This is a genomic window from Stenotrophomonas sp. UBA7606 (assembly GCF_002477705.1).
Lineage (GTDB): Bacteria > Pseudomonadota > Gammaproteobacteria > Xanthomonadales > Xanthomonadaceae > Stenotrophomonas.
In genome coordinates this window covers 27,922-43,490 of the sequence record NZ_DLJW01000020.1, presented here as the reverse complement: position 1 = coordinate 43,490, position 15,569 = coordinate 27,922, and the positions used below count along the sequence as shown (strand labels likewise).

16 protein-coding genes are annotated in these 15,569 nt (G+C 63.5%); 13 read left to right on the top strand and 3 right to left on the bottom strand.

The window, feature by feature from the left end:
- Nucleotides 1-12 precede the first annotated feature (12 nt).
- The 12 genes from B2527_RS03270 to B2527_RS03215 all read left to right on the top strand — a co-directional run bounded on the left by B2527_RS03270 (nt 13) and on the right by B2527_RS03215 (nt 12,552).
- Nucleotides 13-996 carry a type IV secretion system protein gene (locus tag B2527_RS03270; protein ID WP_293706111.1) on the top strand — a complete coding sequence of 328 codons (984 nt, stop codon included), beginning with the start codon at nt 13-15 and terminating at the stop codon, nt 994-996.
- 63 nt (nt 997-1,059) lie between these two features.
- The gene (locus tag B2527_RS03265) at nt 1,060-1,497 is read left to right on the top strand and encodes a DUF4189 domain-containing protein (RefSeq protein ID WP_293706110.1); all 438 of its coding nucleotides are present in this window, start codon (nt 1,060-1,062) and stop codon (nt 1,495-1,497) included.
- A 108-nt stretch (nt 1,498-1,605) separates the two neighbouring features.
- The gene (locus tag B2527_RS03260; protein ID WP_293706109.1) at nt 1,606-2,085 is read left to right on the top strand and encodes a DUF4189 domain-containing protein; all 480 of its coding nucleotides are present in this window, start codon (nt 1,606-1,608) and stop codon (nt 2,083-2,085) included.
- 709 nt (nt 2,086-2,794) lie between these two features.
- Complete coding sequence (locus B2527_RS03255; RefSeq protein WP_293706108.1) at nt 2,795-3,364, top strand: hypothetical protein; 570 nt, start codon at nt 2,795-2,797, stop codon at nt 3,362-3,364.
- Nucleotides 3,361-4,617: a lipase gene (locus B2527_RS03250; protein WP_293706107.1), complete on the top strand. Its 1,257-nt coding sequence runs from the start codon at nt 3,361-3,363 to the stop codon at nt 4,615-4,617. Before B2527_RS03255 ends, B2527_RS03250 begins: the two co-directional genes overlap by 4 nt.
- Nucleotides 4,618-4,810: 193 nt before the next feature.
- Nucleotides 4,811-5,557 (top strand): hypothetical protein, encoded by a 747-nt coding sequence (locus tag B2527_RS03245; RefSeq protein ID WP_293706106.1) that lies wholly within the window; start codon nt 4,811-4,813, stop codon nt 5,555-5,557.
- A 99-nt stretch (nt 5,558-5,656) separates the two neighbouring features.
- On the top strand, nt 5,657-7,495 hold the full coding sequence (locus B2527_RS03240; RefSeq protein WP_293706105.1) for a peptidoglycan-binding protein: 1,839 nt from the start codon (nt 5,657-5,659) through the stop codon (nt 7,493-7,495).
- Nucleotides 7,496-7,648: 153 nt separating this feature from the next.
- Nucleotides 7,649-7,987: a hypothetical protein gene (locus tag B2527_RS03235; RefSeq protein ID WP_293706104.1), complete on the top strand. Its 339-nt coding sequence runs from the start codon at nt 7,649-7,651 to the stop codon at nt 7,985-7,987.
- A gap of 396 nt (nt 7,988-8,383) precedes the next feature.
- The gene (locus B2527_RS03230; protein WP_293706103.1) at nt 8,384-8,848 is read left to right on the top strand and encodes a hypothetical protein; all 465 of its coding nucleotides are present in this window, start codon (nt 8,384-8,386) and stop codon (nt 8,846-8,848) included.
- Nucleotides 8,845-11,556: a hypothetical protein gene (locus B2527_RS03225; protein WP_293706102.1), complete on the top strand. Its 2,712-nt coding sequence runs from the start codon at nt 8,845-8,847 to the stop codon at nt 11,554-11,556. The genes B2527_RS03230 and B2527_RS03225 overlap by 4 nt, the downstream gene beginning before the upstream one ends.
- Nucleotides 11,557-11,742: 186 nt before the next feature.
- A complete protein-coding gene (locus B2527_RS03220) occupies nt 11,743-11,943 on the top strand; it encodes a hypothetical protein (protein WP_293706101.1) in 201 nt (66 codons plus the stop codon).
- Nucleotides 11,944-12,054: 111 nt separating this feature from the next.
- Entirely contained in the window at nt 12,055-12,552 is a 498-nt protein-coding gene (locus B2527_RS03215; protein WP_293706100.1) for a hypothetical protein, read from the top strand.
- On the opposite strand, the gene B2527_RS03210 is transcribed toward B2527_RS03215, so the two are convergent.
- Nucleotides 12,545-12,934 carry a BON domain-containing protein gene (locus tag B2527_RS03210; protein WP_293706099.1) on the bottom strand — a complete coding sequence of 130 codons (390 nt, stop codon included), beginning with the start codon at nt 12,932-12,934 and terminating at the stop codon, nt 12,545-12,547. The genes B2527_RS03215 and B2527_RS03210 overlap by 8 nt on opposite strands.
- Nucleotides 12,935-13,181: 247 nt before the next feature.
- Between B2527_RS03210 and B2527_RS03205 the strand changes: the two genes are divergently transcribed.
- Nucleotides 13,182-13,370, top strand: a complete 189-nt coding sequence (locus tag B2527_RS03205; RefSeq protein WP_293706142.1) for a hypothetical protein — start codon at nt 13,182-13,184, stop codon at nt 13,368-13,370.
- A gap of 57 nt (nt 13,371-13,427) precedes the next feature.
- On the opposite strand, the gene B2527_RS03200 is transcribed toward B2527_RS03205, so the two are convergent.
- A complete protein-coding gene (locus B2527_RS03200) occupies nt 13,428-13,775 on the bottom strand; it encodes an RcnB family protein (protein ID WP_293706098.1) in 348 nt (115 codons plus the stop codon).
- 115 nt (nt 13,776-13,890) lie between these two features.
- On the bottom strand, nt 13,891-15,531 hold the full coding sequence (locus B2527_RS03195; RefSeq protein ID WP_293706097.1) for an alkaline phosphatase D family protein: 1,641 nt from the start codon (nt 15,529-15,531) through the stop codon (nt 13,891-13,893).
- Nucleotides 15,532-15,569: the final 38 nt, after the last annotated feature.

Here is a 15,569-nt window from a genome sequence, read left to right as displayed (position 1 = left end):
AGGAGTGGTTTCATGGGTGGTTTTGATCTCAGCCCGTTCATCCAATGGGCGTTCTTCTCGACGATCTTCGAGCTCATCAACAGTGAGGTTGATGCGTTCCAGGCGGCCATGCTCGGCCGCAGCATGCGCTGGGTCAGTGGTACCGCGCTGACCTTGCTGACGCTGTGGGTGTTGTCGCAGGGGTTCATGATTGTTACCGGGCGCAGCCGTGAGTCGTTGATGGGCCTGGTGGTCGGCTCGCTGAGGGCGTTCCTGATCGTGCTGGCAGCCAGCTCGATGTCATTTGCCGGCAACAATCTCACCAACTTCCTGTCCGACGACATGCCCAAGGCCATCCATCAGGTGGTGGCGGGTGACGACGGCGACGTGGAGAAGGCCATCGACAAGAACCTGAAGGTCATGGGCCTGATCTTCGCGTTGATGGATGCATTGCCCGTCAAGAGCAGTGAAGAGAACGCCGCCGACCAACGCAAGGTGGTCAGCTTGACCGGCATCGGCATTGCCGGGCCTTCCGTCATAGGGGGTGCGCTGCTGTTGTTGTACAAGCTGGCATTGGTTCTGTTCATCGGCTTCGGGCCGATCTTCATCCTGTGCCTGTTGTTCGATCAGACCAAGGACCTGTTCAAGCGCTGGCTGCTGTACGGCATCGGTACCATGTTCTCGATGGCCGTGCTGTCGTTCATGGTCTCGGTATCCACCAAGCTGGTTGCGGTTACTGCCGTAGCCTGGGTTGGGGCCTATATCGCCTCCAGCCAGGTGGGATCGCTGGGCTATGGGGCCGGGTTGAATTCAGCTGCTATCCAGCAGGGCGGAATAGGATTGCTGATGTCCGTATTGATGGTGATGACGCCCCCGATGGCCGCCATGTTCTTCAATGGCACCCTGGGTCAGTTCGTCGCCAACTCCAGCTTCGGCAACGTGGGCCGCAACAGCACCGGCCAGACGTCGGACTTCAAGCAGGAAGTTGTGCGCGATCAGTCGAGCAGGAAGAAGTAATACGGTTTGCCTGATGACGTTTGCTGTTGGGCACCCATGGTCGGAACGGAACAGGAGAGAACAATGAGATCACTATTGTCGTTGGCTTTGATTGGTGGTGCTCTGTTTCTATCCATGGGTGCGGCATACGCGCAGCAGCCGGGATCGGCGGCATACAACTCCGTCTATCTTCCAGCGCATGGTGTCGGTGATACCCAGCGCTACGACGCGCGCCGTTGGGGTGCGTTTGCATCCGGTCGGCATTCAGTCGTGGGCTGGACCGTGGACGGTACGTCCGAGCAGGACGCTGTGGACAAAGCGGTGGCTGCGTGCCGTCAGGTCGGAGGGGAGGACTGCGGGCTCGAGTTCACCTTTGGTGATCAGTGCGCCGCGGTCGCCTCCGGTCCTGAAAACTGGTACTGGAAAACGGGTGCCGGAAACGTCGAGAAACTGAAGAAAAGAGCGCTCCGGGAATGCGGAAGGGACTGCAACATTGTCCTTGAAGGCTGCGCCTTGCCTTGAATGTCCGGGTAGCAATGGCAACTTCCAACGTGAACGAGACGGCGCGGCTGCTGTTGTAACTCCAATCGACATTTCAGGAATTGAGTGGGGCAGTAGAGGAGGCAGGACTTGAAGTTGACCCGCGTTGCTTCCATGGTTGTCGTGGCTGTCGGCGCCATGTGGGCGCAGGCAGTGCAGGCCCAACAGCCCGGATCAGCCGCCTACAACAGCGTTTACCTCCCCGCACACGGTGTTGGTGACACCGTGCGCGGCCGTAGTGTTGCGGGGTGGGGGGCTGTTGCAGTCGGCAATCGCGGGCTGATGGGATGGACCCTGGAGGCCCAGAGCGAGCAGGAGGCTACCGACTTCGCCATGCATTCGTGTGAAGCGAAGGGTGCCGTTGGTTGCGAGATATTGGGGGTCTTCAATAACGCTTGCATGGCGATAGCTTCAGATATCGCAGTAGTCGATGTCGCTGGTGGTCATCCCGTGACAACCGGTGTGGCCACCGGAAATCGAGGGATGAGGAAGCTGCGCCGGGACGCGTTGAAGGAGTGCGGCCAGGGCTGCGCCATTATCCAGGAAGGCTGCGCCATTGCTGGTCGGTGATTGTGTTCTGTAGATGCGACAGGTAGGAGCAGAGCGCTGCGACCCTTCAACGCCTTTGGGATGGATGGACGTGAACGCTTCCCGCTGCGCCGCTCAGTTGGCCGCTATGTACGCTTGCAGAGGCTTCGTTGCATCTTGCTTGTTAGGGTCGCGTGAGGAGTAACGACTACATCAACGCAAGGGTTCAACTTCTTGCGATGGGATGTTAGTTTTGGCATGTGCTGGTCACGTCGCCTGTCGGGTGCTTGCCAGTCAAGATTGCCAGGGTCGCGCAAGGGGTGTGCGCGATTAAGGAAGGGTAGCCGGTGTGCTGCCTGCGTTTGCATCGACCACACGATGACGCTGCGTATGGATATGCCAGAGAACAACCTGTCACCCCACAATCATGCTGCAACCCGCTCGACGGAATCCGGTTCCGGCGAGGTTGGTTTGTGTCCGGTGCTTTCTGCTCCGCACCGCGGTAGCGCCTCAATCGATTTGTGCACGAAGCCAGGCAAGGGGTGTGCCCGGTCTTCGTTTCATCTGGCTACATGCGGGACGGTCGCGCCGCGCAGCCAACATCTGTCCGCTACACGGAACTCCTTTCATGCCAAGTATTGATATTGCACCCCGTAACTTTTTCCCGCGGTTGGCTTTGGCCGGTCTGGCCTGCGCCGTGTTGGTTCCCGTCGCCGCCTGCAACAACAGGCAGAACAGAAGCGAAGCTCCCATGAATGCATCTCCCCAAGCCGCTGCAGCCGTTGCCCCGCAGCGCAAGCTCAACAGCAACCCGACCAAGGCCTACGAGATCCGGATGACGCTTGCCAATGCTCCTGGCGGCTTTGAGCTCATCAACGCAGCGGCGCAGTTCGATGTCCAGAACCCCGGTGAGTGCGGCAACATCGATCCGGTAGCCGGCGCCATTCCGCGCATCACCAGCAATGAGCCGATCACGCTGAAGAAGGTCTCGGACGCCGAGTACACCGGCATCGTCTATCTGGATCAAATCGTCGACGAGGATTACTTCGGCCGTGCGGTGTGCCATTGGGCCCTGGCCGAGGCGCGCCTGGTATTGAAGGCGACGGGTGATGAGGCAAATACGCGTTTCATCTTTGGCCTGCCGGCAGAGAAGGTGATTGCGGGTGGGCAGGAAACCCGCTACTTCTGGTCCGGCTACTACCCGCGCGCGAAGATGGACGCGTTCCGCGATCTGGGTGATGCCAGCCTGGACAAGGTACCTGCCGACAAGCGCGATGAGTTCTTCAGCATCACGCTCAGTGCGAAGGAGATCGCCTCATGAGCAAGCTGACCTCCCAGGACTACGCCGAACTGGCCAACGACTCCTACTCGGATGATTACCGATTGGGGCCTGCCGATCCTTCGCAGGAAGAGCGAACCCCCAGCGGCAATTACAAGATCCTTGAGCACGCCAGCAACCCGGACAACGGCTACCAGGGCACGATCTACCAACGCCTGAGTGATGGTGAGATCGTGGTTGCCCACCGCGGCACCGAGCAGATCTGGAAGGATGCGGTGATCGCCGATGGCTCCATGGTCACCCGGCGCACCAACCCGCAGGCCGAAGATGCCATCGCCCTGACCCGGCGCGCGCTCGAATATTCAAAGACCATTGGTGAACGGCCTGGCATGGAGGCGCCCCAGGTCACGGTTACCGGGCATTCGCTGGGTGGCACGCTGGCGCAGGTGTCGGCCCACCATTTCGACCTGCGTGGCGAAACCTTCAACGCCTATGGCGCGGCCAGCCTGGATCTGAAGATCCCGCCTGGCCCGAACGGCAAGGTGTTGAACCATGTGATGGCCAACGATGCGGTGAGCGCGGCCAGTCCCCAGTATGGCGACGTGCGTGTCTATGCCACCGAGAAGGAAATGTCGGTCCTCAACCAATCGGGTTATTTCAACAACCGCTTCGTGGACGCGATCACGCCGGATCTGGCAGTTGTCGCTGCAGGGCGCTCGATGGGGTCGCACAGCATGCACAACTTCCTGCCCCTGGATGGCAAGGGGAAGCCGGACGTTTCTGTGTTGCAGGATCCAGCGGCGCTGCAGCGCGCCACGGACAACGCGCCGATGATCGACAACTACCGCGGTGATGTGCAGTCGCTGCGGCGCGCGGTCACCATTGGTGCGCGCGGTCCGGTGGGCTGGATACGCGACGGTGTCGATTACTTCAGTGACCGTGATCCGGCAGGCGCGCCGGCGGCACGCGAGGAACTGCTGCGCGAAGGGCGCAACAACCAGTTCCAGGACGCACCAGGCAAGGGGAACGAAGACAAGGCGGCCATGCTGGACGCGCGTGGCGCGGCAGCAGACCCGCAACAGGCCCACGTGGCGCGTTTGCTGGAAGCCGCCCGCAGCGGCAGCCCGGATGGCATGCGCGCGGCCACGGAAGCCCTGCAGGCGTCGCAGGCCGGCCAGGAATGGCAGGCGCGCGCCGACCAGCATGCCCAGGTACTGACACAACGTGAAGCAGCGGCGCAGCAAGGTGCACGCCAGCATGAGGCACAGCAGCAGGACATGGCGCGTTACGGATGACCCGCAGTTGGCGCTGTCGCCATTTGTTTTCACGATGCCTTGAGGAGTTTGCATGAAACATTCAACGACGACGATGGCTGTACTGCTGGCATTGGCATTGGCGGGTTGCAGTCAACAAGGCAATACCGAGGCAGCACAGGCTGCGGCGGCCGGGGGCGTCCCGGCTGCTGCGGATCAGACAAAGGACCCAGGCATGACCGATCTCAAAGCGCCATCCCCCGACAGCGTTCTTTACGTCATCTATCAACGCGACGGCGACGGCGCCGTCAGCTACAAGATTGATAGCGGGGCGATGGTGAGCTACTGGTATGGCTACCCGTTCACGCTGAAGGGACGCCAGTACTTCACCGGCTTTGCCACCAGCACCGAGGGTGACGACAGCGCCGAGTCCGATGGCGGCATGATGGAGCCCGGCCACGTGGCCATTGCCCAGGCCACCTTCGTGAAGGCGGAGGAGGCAGGCAAGCCGATCTGGTCGCAGGTGGATACCGACGGCTATGTCGGCGAGTTTGGTCACAACGACCAGCCCGATGCGATCGATGAAACCCGCAAGCCGCTGTCGCAGGAAATCGCTGACGGTCGCCTGCTGCTGGCACTGCCCACCCGCAGCTTCGACAATGGTGTGGCGCAATCCCTGTATGCCTTGTTCCTGTTCGACCCGGACAACGTCGATGACCTGTCCTTCCGCAGCTGGGGTTACCTGGGCTCGGTGGTGGCGGGCAGCGACAACACGGCGGCCTGCGATGACAACAAGATCATGCCGTGTGCTGTCAGCACCGGTACCTTGTCCTTCGAAGCGCCTGGTCAGGCAGGTCTACCCAATGTGAAGATCGCGCTGGCAGGCAAGGAAATTTCAGGCCCCGATAAAACGCGCGATCTTGGCGCCGAAGATGCGGTAACCTATGCCTTCGACACGAAGGAAGGGCGCTACCAGCCCTGACATCCCTTTCGAGTTGACCGCTCTGTAAATGACTCAAGGATTGAGTCCGGTTGACGTCCTGCGGCCCGCCGCGGCCGCACTTCACCTGAGGAGCCAACGATGGCCAATCCACACGACAGAAGCGCTGTACTCGACATCATCGAACGCCAGGCTGAGCGCAGCAACATCCCGCGCGAGGACTTCCTGCGTTTTGCCTATATTGAAACCGGCGGCAAGTTCAACGCCAATGCCTACAACGAGGACAGCCACGCGAAGGGCTTGTTCCAGTTCGTTCCCGGCACCGCCAAGGCCTATGGACTGACCGGCCGCGAGTTCGACCCGGCGGCCAACACCGAAGCAGCAGCCACGCTGTATGGGCGCAACCGCACCGACATCATGTCGCGCCACGAACACAGTGGTCGGCCTTACCTGTCCGGTGCCGAGAACCCCAATGGCCTGGACATGTACCTGGCGCACCAGCAGGGTGCTGCAGGCTATGCGTCCATCCAGAGTGCGATCGCCACCGGCAATTTTTCGCTGGACAGCACCCGCCGCAACATCCTGGGCAACATCAGCTCGCGCGATTTCGAGCAGGTGACCGGTCAGCCGTACAACACGGTGCGCGGCATGAATGACCGCGATCTGGCGACCTCGTTCACCCAGTACTGGAACGGCAAGTATTCCGCCATCTCGATCCCGGACCGTGGCATCACCGCAAGTGCGGCGTTGCCGGGGCAGCGTGATCCGCTGGCCGATGGCGTGCTGCAGCGCGGTGAGCGTGGCAATGACGTGCGCGCCCTGCAGGAGTCGCTGAACCAGTTGGGCTTCCGCGATGCCCAGGGTGGCACACTGGAAACCAACAGTGCCATCTATGGCCAACGCACGGCCGAGGCGGTCAGGAGCTTCCAGCAGGCCAACGGTCTGGAGCCCAGTGGCAAGGCCGACGAGCGTACCCGCGAAGCCATCACCGCCCAGCAGGCGCGTCCGGCTGGCGAGCGCAACCAGCCGGCCGAGCCGCAGGCCCGCGGCAACGGTGGTACGGCCTGGCCGACGCCTGGCAACGACCAGATCAACCGTGCCGACAAGCCGCGTGAGGGCCACGGGGAGTTCGGTACCGCACGCAGTGGTGGCCGCACCCATGGTGGTATCGATATCCAGGGTAATGTGGGTGATCCCATCGTTGCTTTCGCCGGCGGCAAGGTAACGGTATCGCCGAACAACGGGGCGGCAGGCAATACGGTGCGCATCACCCACGATGACGGCTCGGTCACCAAGTACTTCCACCTGGATCGGTTCTCGGTGCGCGATGGTGCACGCGTGGAGGCCGGTGAGCAGATCGGAACGATGGGGCGCACCGGCAATACACCGGCCAAGGGTGACACCCACCTGCACTTCGAGTTGTGGCGTGACGGTCGCAAGATTGATCCATTGCCGGAGCTGCGTGCCGCAGAGCGGGGCAATGGCGAAGCCTCACGTGCTGCGCCAGCAAGCAATGGCGTGCTGCGATCCGGCGCCACTGGCAGCGAGGTGAAGGCCTTGCAGGAGCAGCTCAATCAACTGGGCTACAAGGGCGCTGACGGCAAGCCGCTGGAAACCCGCAGTGGCATGTTTGGCCCGCAGACCGAACACGCCCTGCGCAGCTTCCAGCAGGATCGCGGCATCGGTGTGGATGGTGCATTTGGCAGGGAGTCGCGGGAGGCGATGAACCAGCAGCTGCGCGCAGGGGCCGCCTCCACGCATGGCCCGCAGCAGGGTGGTGAGGGCCAGTCGTCCTTCGTCGACCGGATGTTGAACGCTGCGCGCAACGCGGACGTGGCCGGCATCCAGAAGACGATCGAGGATTACGCTTCCTCGCTCAAGAACCAATGGGACAAGCAGGTGCAGCAGGGCCAGCAAGTGCAGCAGGCGCAGCAGGCCAGCCAGGACCCGGCCAAGACCAGCAACGATCCGCAGCGTTGAGTTGACCCCTGCCGGCCCACTGCTGGCGGGGATTGGAACGGCCTTGCCGGTGCATGGATGCATCGGCAAGGCGCAACGGCCGCATTGTCGGCGCTTCACTTGACCACCACCGCAGCAGATGGAAGCGGCGCGATGCGCTGAAGAGGGAATCCCATGAAGACCATGTTCAAGATCGGCTCGATCGCCTTGATGCTGCTCAGCTTCGGCGCGGCAGCGCAGTCCGGCAACGGCCTCAGCTACCGTGCCGGTGACCCGTTCCTGTTCTGCACGAAGGGGCAGGATGTCAGGGCACCTTGCTGGAAGCCCATGCCCAACTACACCGGGCAGTTCATGTTCATGCCCTACTGCAAGCCGATCAATCCGTACGGCAAGAGCTGGACGCAGGACGACACCAAGTCCTTCCAGGAATACCTGACCATCTGCCCGCAGGCCGAAGATTCTGGTCGCTGGAGCGGTGGCGGCAGGCCGGAATACAGTCCGTTCAAGCATTGAGGCAATCACCTGGCTTGCATGTCACCACCGGCTGTGGCCGGGTTGGCCGGTACAAGGCAGGTGTGTGGCGTGGGGCCCGGCTGGCTTCGGCTGGCCGGGGCACCCACGCAGGGATGTTTTGACGCAGGTGACTGGATAGGGATGGCAGCCACCCTGCACAGTTGTGCGCTTGCCTGCGCACAACACGGGTATCCAGCGTGCCACTTAACTTCGGACGCCATGAAGTCACTTCCCAGCGCCTTGACGCTACAGCATCTTCAACCGGCGAAACGTGCGGCAGCTTCTCCCAACCTGTAAACAATCATCTGCGAGACCCCGGCAATGCCCTTGAGCTTTGAGCCCCACCTGGATTCGGCAGTCGACAACAGCAACGGCTTGTGGATACCGCAGCCGCAGATGGTGCCCGCTTCGCCGCCGGAAGACCCAAGCCACAACGAGTATCGCTATGCGATCTACCGTGGTGAGGCGCGCATAGCCGGTCTCGGGTGTTTTGGTGCTGACCTGCAGGTGCTCTCGGCGGGCCGTCGTGAGCGTGTTTTCACGCTGGATCTTGGCCGGGACTGGGTGCTGGATGCGGTGCTGGAGTTGAAGCAGACGCTCAATAGCGACGAGTCCGACTTCGAGTTCCTGCGAGGCCTGGCCAAAGGCTTGGTATCGGTTTTCGAAAACCGCTCCCGTGTTGCGTACGACCTGCGTTACATGGCTATCACACGGACAGCGCTGCTGATGGAGCGTGGCATCGCGGTGCCAGCCGGTGCGGCAGCGTCGGCAAGCCCGGACATTGACCTGCAGGGCGCGGGTGATCTGGTGCTTGCGCAGGTCCGCATCCCCGCGCGCGGAAGCGGCGAGGAGGGCGCATGACCGACTTCGTCTTTGACGACTACGCGCGCACAACATTGTCGGCGGCAACCAATGCCGCCGATGGCAAGCCGCTGACACCGGCGCAGATAGACCAGGTCATCAGCTACCTGAAATCACCCGGGTCGGGTCCGGATGGAACGTCCAGCTATGCGGACTACCTTGCCCGGCAGATGCGGGCGAACCCGCCAAGGCTGCCTGCCAACATGGACTACGTCGGTTTCTCCGGGGTAGACGGCAAGGGCGTGTCGAACTTCCAGAATGCGGAGACATATATAGGCGATACCGGCAAGAAGGCCGGCATCATTGGTGATACGCTTTGGGGCCGCTTCATCAACGAGCTGGGCACGGAGTCTGCAGCGCGAACCGAGTTCAGGGTGGTGGAAGGCAAGTTCCAGCATTTCATGGAACTTCATGGCTACGAGCCGCGCGCAGCGAACTACGCCGGCGCGCTGCAGGACATGATGTGGAATGCGGGTAGCCCGGAATACTTCGAGAATGCGATTGCTGCCCGCCGTCCGATCGTGGCATTCGTCGAGAATGCACCGCCGGGGCGTGGCTTCAGCAACTTCGAGCTGAGCACCGCGCTCAAGCACCCGGATGCGGTAATCAACGGTTACCCGGTACGCGCCTTTGGCAATGACCCGTTGGCCTTTGCCAGTCAGTCCGCTGCCGAGTTCCAGCAGCTGGAGCGAAGCATCGCCCAGGCCGCAAGCAGCAACAGCGGAAAGACCATCAGCGTGCAGCAGGTGCGCGCCAACCTGTCGCTGATCGACGGCTACGACGCGGTTGGCAGGACCTTGTTCAACCAACCGGTGGACGCATTCAAGGCGCTCAGCTTCGATGAGATGGCGGCTGCCCGCTCCGCGTGGGGCGCAGCCCGCGGCGGGCTGGCCCCCGGCCTGTTGGTGGAGTCACCCGGGACGTCGCCGCGTACGGCCGGCGAGCCCGGTGCGCCGCGCGGGCCACCGGCGGTGGAACCGCCGCAACTGACCGGAACCAAAGCCGCGGCGGAGGCCGCACCGGATGCGATGCTGGCACGGGGCCTGAGCCCCAGTGGACGGATGATGCTCAAGGGGGCCGGCGCGGCTGGCATCGCGCTGATGGCCTATGACTTCGCCAGCAGCGGGCACAAGGTGATCGAGCTGCGCGGGCAGGGTAATGACCTGGGCGCCGAGTCCACCGCCACCCATTTTGTCGGTCGCAACGTGGGCGGCATTGCTGGCGGTGTGGCTGCCGGTTTTGGCTACGGCTTGCTGGTGGGCTCGGAGACAGGGCCGGGGGCAATCATCACCGGCATCGGCGGCGGCATTGTCGGCGCCTATTTTGGCGAGCGCTGGGCACAGGCGCGCGACAACGACAAGGTGTTCAAGCAGACCGATGGCAACGGGGTGGAATGGGCGCGTGACCCCGACGACCCGCAGGGCAGGTGGCTGCGGTCGGCCGCCACCGAGCAGATCAAGCTGGCGCCGGTGCCGCAGGCGTCCACGGCCGGGGCCGAGGTGGCCGTCAGCCCACGCCTGGACAGCGATGGTGATGCTGTCTTCCGGGAGACGCGCTACGTGGCATCGGGGAACCTGGCGCGGCAGTTGAACTATCAATCGGCCAACGCGTCCTATGCGCTGGGCCTGGCCAACCCGGCCGACAGCCAGAACCCGTATCGGCTGCCAAGCAAGGAGGCCGACGTTGATGCCTACGTGCATGACGCGCAGGCCGGCACCTGGTCCGCGCTGCATTCCATGCCGCTGGAGCATGGCATGAAGCACGAGTGGACCACACCGGTGACAGCGCAGAAAGCGGACGAACTGCAGCGCGCCTCGGACCTGATCGTGGCGCAGAACGCCGCCAATTCACCCGCGGCGGTGGCTGCGCGCTACCAGGTGGCCTACGACCAGTTTGGTTGGCACCGCGATGGACCGGTGCCGGAGGCGATCCAGCAGGCGGCCGCCAGTGCCAACACGCTGCGCGCTTCCGATGGCGATACCTATACCCGTAGCGCGGACGGGGAGTGGACCCACGACGGCTGGCTCTACGACAGCAACGCGACGGGTAACCTGCGCGCCGAGCTGGACGCGGTCTACCAGAGCCAACAGGCCGGTGTGGCCGACATGCAGGCCATCGCACAGTATGCGCGCGAGCATCCGCAGCCCGAGCAGGACAGCATGCGTGGCTTGATTGCCGACCTCTACAAAACAGCCGGCGTGCCACGTACCGAAGCGGAACTGGACGCGGCGGTGGCCGCGGTACAACGCGATCATGCACGCGACGGCCTGGGCCAGCGCAGCTATTCACTGGAATTGATGCCGGACCCGGCAACCAATACCTACAACGCGAACAGCCCGATTGCGAGCTACGCCAGCGATGAGAACGGGCAGATGGTGCTGACCAGCATGACCACCGGCGAGGAAATGCGCCAGGCCACGCCGGATGCTGCCGGGCCCAGCGTTGCGCCCCCCGCGCAAGCTGGCCAGTCCACGGATCAGGCGGGTCTGGCACCGTCTTCCAGCTCGGTGGCGGGCCAGTTCATCAATGACTACACGGCGGCGCTTGAACGGGGGGACTTTGCGCAGATCCAGGCCTTGACCGCCGCCTATGCGCAGAGTTCGCAGTTTGCCCAGAACGCTGCACAGGCAGCGCAGGCGCAACGCAATCCGGCGGAGATCGATCAGCAGCGTATTCCCGCGGCGCAGGGCCCTGCCGTCGGCGGTTGAGTGCAGGCAGGTTGAACAGGCCCTGGCTTGCGTCATTGCTACGCCGCCAGACCTGATGCGGGGGCCAGCGGCTGCGTTGGCAGCCTGCTCAGCTTTGTGGCAATCCCACTACGGAACAGCCACGTCGCGCTAACCCGCAGGGGTGCAGCCTGAGCCTGCGGCGCGTTGCCGCATGTGGAGGTTGCAATGATCAGCAAACAAACGCAGAACAGCATGCACAAGGGTGAGCAGGCGCGGCCGCAAGGCAATGCTGCCGAGCAGGCGCGTAATGCGAATCCATCACGGCAGGCGTCGCGCGGCGAGCCCAGCCATCAGAAAGACATGCACGACCAGAAGATGCTGGATCAGCGCGAGCAGGAACGGCGTGACCGCGGCAGCAAGCATTGATACTGCCGGTAACACCACCGGGCCGCTGCAGGCCGCAGCGGCCTGTTACCTGTGGACGCAATACAGGGCCCAAGCGAAGCAACAGCACTGTCCAAAGGCAGGAGGAGCACCATGAAATTACGTCATGTCCATGCGTGCGAGGGCTTGAAGTTGGCCGAGCAGGCGGTGCAGGCGGCGCGGTTTGCGGGGGTGCACGATGATGACATTCTGTTGGTGGCGGGCGCCGAGATCGAGAAGCGCGCCATTGCCGATGATCGCAAGCTCGCCGATACCGATCTGGTTGCCGCCACCGGCCGCGGTGCCGGCATAGGCGCGGCGACGGGTTTGTTGGCGGGCCTGGCGGCGGTGGCCATCCCGCCATTGGGTGTCACGCTGGCAGGGGCGGCGGCCATAGGCCTGGTCGGTGCAATGGTTGGCAGCCTGTCTTCGGCACTGCTGGGTGCAACTGTTCCAGACCCGGTGCGCCAGCAGTTCGATGACGAGATCCAGGCAGGCAGGGTGCTGGTGGTGCTGGATGCGGAACAGCCGGTGCTGGATGCCGCCGGGGATGCGCTGGCCGCTTTGGGATTGCGCCGCCTGCCTTACGAGGCACCTACCGCGCTCAATTGAAGCTATCGTCCAGCGGCCCCTGGTGGTCCGCGGCGCCGATCACCAGGCTGCTGTCGTCGACGCTGATCACACCGTCCACTGCACGCGCCAGCATAACGGCGCGGTCCGCGTCGGCTTGCTGGGGGACATGCCCGCTGAGCTTGACCATGCCGCCGCGTGTTTCCACCCGGATGCCCGCGTTGGCGGGGTTGGCGACGGCGCTCAGCTTCTGTCTTATGGTTGTATTGATCCAGCCATCGCTGCCCGGTTGATCGCTGGCAGCGGCGTTGCTGGCAGGCGGCAGGTTTGATGTGGGAGGTGTTGCGGTGGCCACCCCGACCGGACTACAGGCGGGGACTACCGCAACTGCCAACCACAGCGTCCTCAGGTGCAGGCGTTTCATCGCAATGCTCCGTGGATGTGCAACGAGCCAACTGCAGGCTCACGCTGATGATGCGCGCCTGCTTGTTAGGGGCATGCGCGCAGGGTGTTAGCGGGGGCGGGAAACCGCGTATTCAACCAATGCAACCGCCGCTGAAGTGCACAGCGCAGGTTCAGGCAGGGCGACAAGGCCGGCAATGGAATCTGCACGCGCTGATTACCATTGCGGGCTTAGCGTTGTACTGCAAACCAAGTACAGGAGATGTCTCATGCCACGCGGCGACAAGAATGCCTACACGGACAAGCAGAAGCGCCAGGCAGCGCATATCGAACAGAGCGAGCGCAAGGAAGGGCGCTCGAAGGAAGATGCCGAGCGCATTGCCTGGGCAACGGTCAACAAGCAGGACGGTGGTGGCAAGCGCTCAGGTTCTGGCAGGGCCACGCACACGAAACACTGATAAATCGCCGCCCTGCCCACCCATGCAGATGCCGACAGGCGGGGCAGCCGTGTGGTATCAGCGATGCAGGGCGTCGATGATCAGCCCGGTGGCAATCTCCACCAGCAGGTAATCGGTGTCGGATTGGCGTACCCAGCGTTCGCCACGACCCGGGTTGTGCAGTTGGTAGTGCGTGTAATCATCCACCCAGTAGCGGCGGTCCACTTCGTCCCAGCGCAGGCGTTCACCCCGCCGCCAGGCCTTCTTCTGCCAGCCGGGCGGGGTTGCGTCGCGGTGGTGCGGGCCACCGGCATGCGACGGTGGCCCGTTGCCGCGGGCATGATGCGGCGGATCGGCCCAGACCGGGGCAACGGCCAATACCGTCGCTGCGGTCATTGCGATGCTCAGCAAACGTACGGATCTCATTCCTTCCTCCGGATCGGGCCGCGTCGTGCGGCGATATGGCGCGAAATGTAATACAGCGCAGGTGAACAAAAAACAGACATCGCCTCGACAACTGTGAGTGCGGTCGAAGGCGGGTTCAGCCGGGTGCGGTGAACGCCCGCCGGCCTCGCTCCACCTGCATGCGATGGCTGCCGTCGGTTGCGGTGCCGCGTGCCTTGATGTCCCGAACGAAGATCCACTCGCCATTGATGCGCTGTGGAGTGATGTCTAGCAGGGCATAGCCGCGGCGCGAGGTATCACACCAGCTCAGCTCGGGGTTGGTGGCCATGAAGGCACGTGCGACATCGGCCGGTGCTGCACCCAGGCTGCCTTCGATGCCGCCGGAGGTGACGCCCTGCACCGCGAACTCCACGCCGGCGGCCTGGCCGTCCTGCTGCAACGAATACGCCCAGGCGTTGTGGCTGTCACCGGACAGCATCACCAGTTCGGCGTCGGCCTGCTGCGCGGCGCGCAGCAAACGCGCGCGGGCGGCCGGGTAACCGTCCCAGCGGTCCATCCACATCGGCAGGCCCAGGCGGGTGCCGCGTATGTTGTTGCGGAATGCCTGCGCGGTGCGTTCGCTGGCGTCACTGCGCAACATGCCCAGCGTCTGGGGCGGCATCAGCGTGCGGCCAAGGATGGTGCCCATGCCAACCAGTTGCCACTGGCTGTGGCGGGCATTGTCGGCCATGGCCTGGTACAGCCAGGTTTCCTGCTCAAGCCCGAGCATGGTGGCGGAAGGGTCCTGCCAGGGACCATCGCGGAAGGTTTCCAATGCGGCGTCAGTGCCGGCCAGGTAGGCGCTGCCGATATCCGCCGGCTGAGTACGCCCGATCAGCCGCGACTCGGTGCGGTACAAGGTGCCGAGGTTGCCGATGCGATAGGCTTTCCACGGTTCCTCCGACACCGGCATCCACTCGCGATAGGCCTGCATTGCCGCGGCCTTGCGTGCGGTCCAGTCTCCTTCGGTTGCGGGCTGGTGATTCTGCGCGCCCCCCTCCCAGCTGTCATTGGCGCTTTCATGGTCGTCCCATAGCGCGACCATCGCCACGTTCTGGTGCAGCGCCTGCAGGTCAGGGTCAGCGCGATAACAGGCAAAGCGCAGGCGGTAGTCGAGCAGCGAGATCATTTCGTGGTCGTGCGCAGGCAGTACCTCACGCTCGGCGATACGGTCCTGTGTCTTGTATGCGGCGATGCCGTATTCGTAGAGGTAGTCACCCACATGCAACCACAGGTCCATGTCCTCGCGCTGCGCGGCATGCGCGTAAGCGTTGAACCAGCCCATGGGTAGATTGGCGCAGGAGAACAGCCCAAGTTTGAAGCCTGCGACATCGCCCACCGGCAGGGTACGGCTGCGGCCAACCGGCGAATGGCTGCCATCCGGGGCGATGAACCGGTACCAATAGGTCTGGCCGGGTTGCAGGCCCGCCAAGGTCAGCTTTGCGGTCCAGTCGCGGTAGGCACCGGTGCGCACGCTGGCACCAGCGACCACGCTGGCGAATGCCCGGTCACTGGCAAGTTCCACCTGCAGGGTGATTTCATCGAGGTTGTCGGTGGGCACGTAGCGTGTCCACAGCAACAGGGAATCCGGGCCCGGTTCGCCGCTGGCGACGTTGTGGGTGAAGCCTTTGGCCGCCTGCATCTGGGCAGCGAAAGCACGGCCGACGGGCAGCAGTAGTGCACCCAGGCCAAGGCTGGCGCCGATAAGCAGGCGGCGGCGATCGATGTTGATGGTCATTGCGGCTCCTGGGGGAAGAGGCGATGGAGGGATTGCCG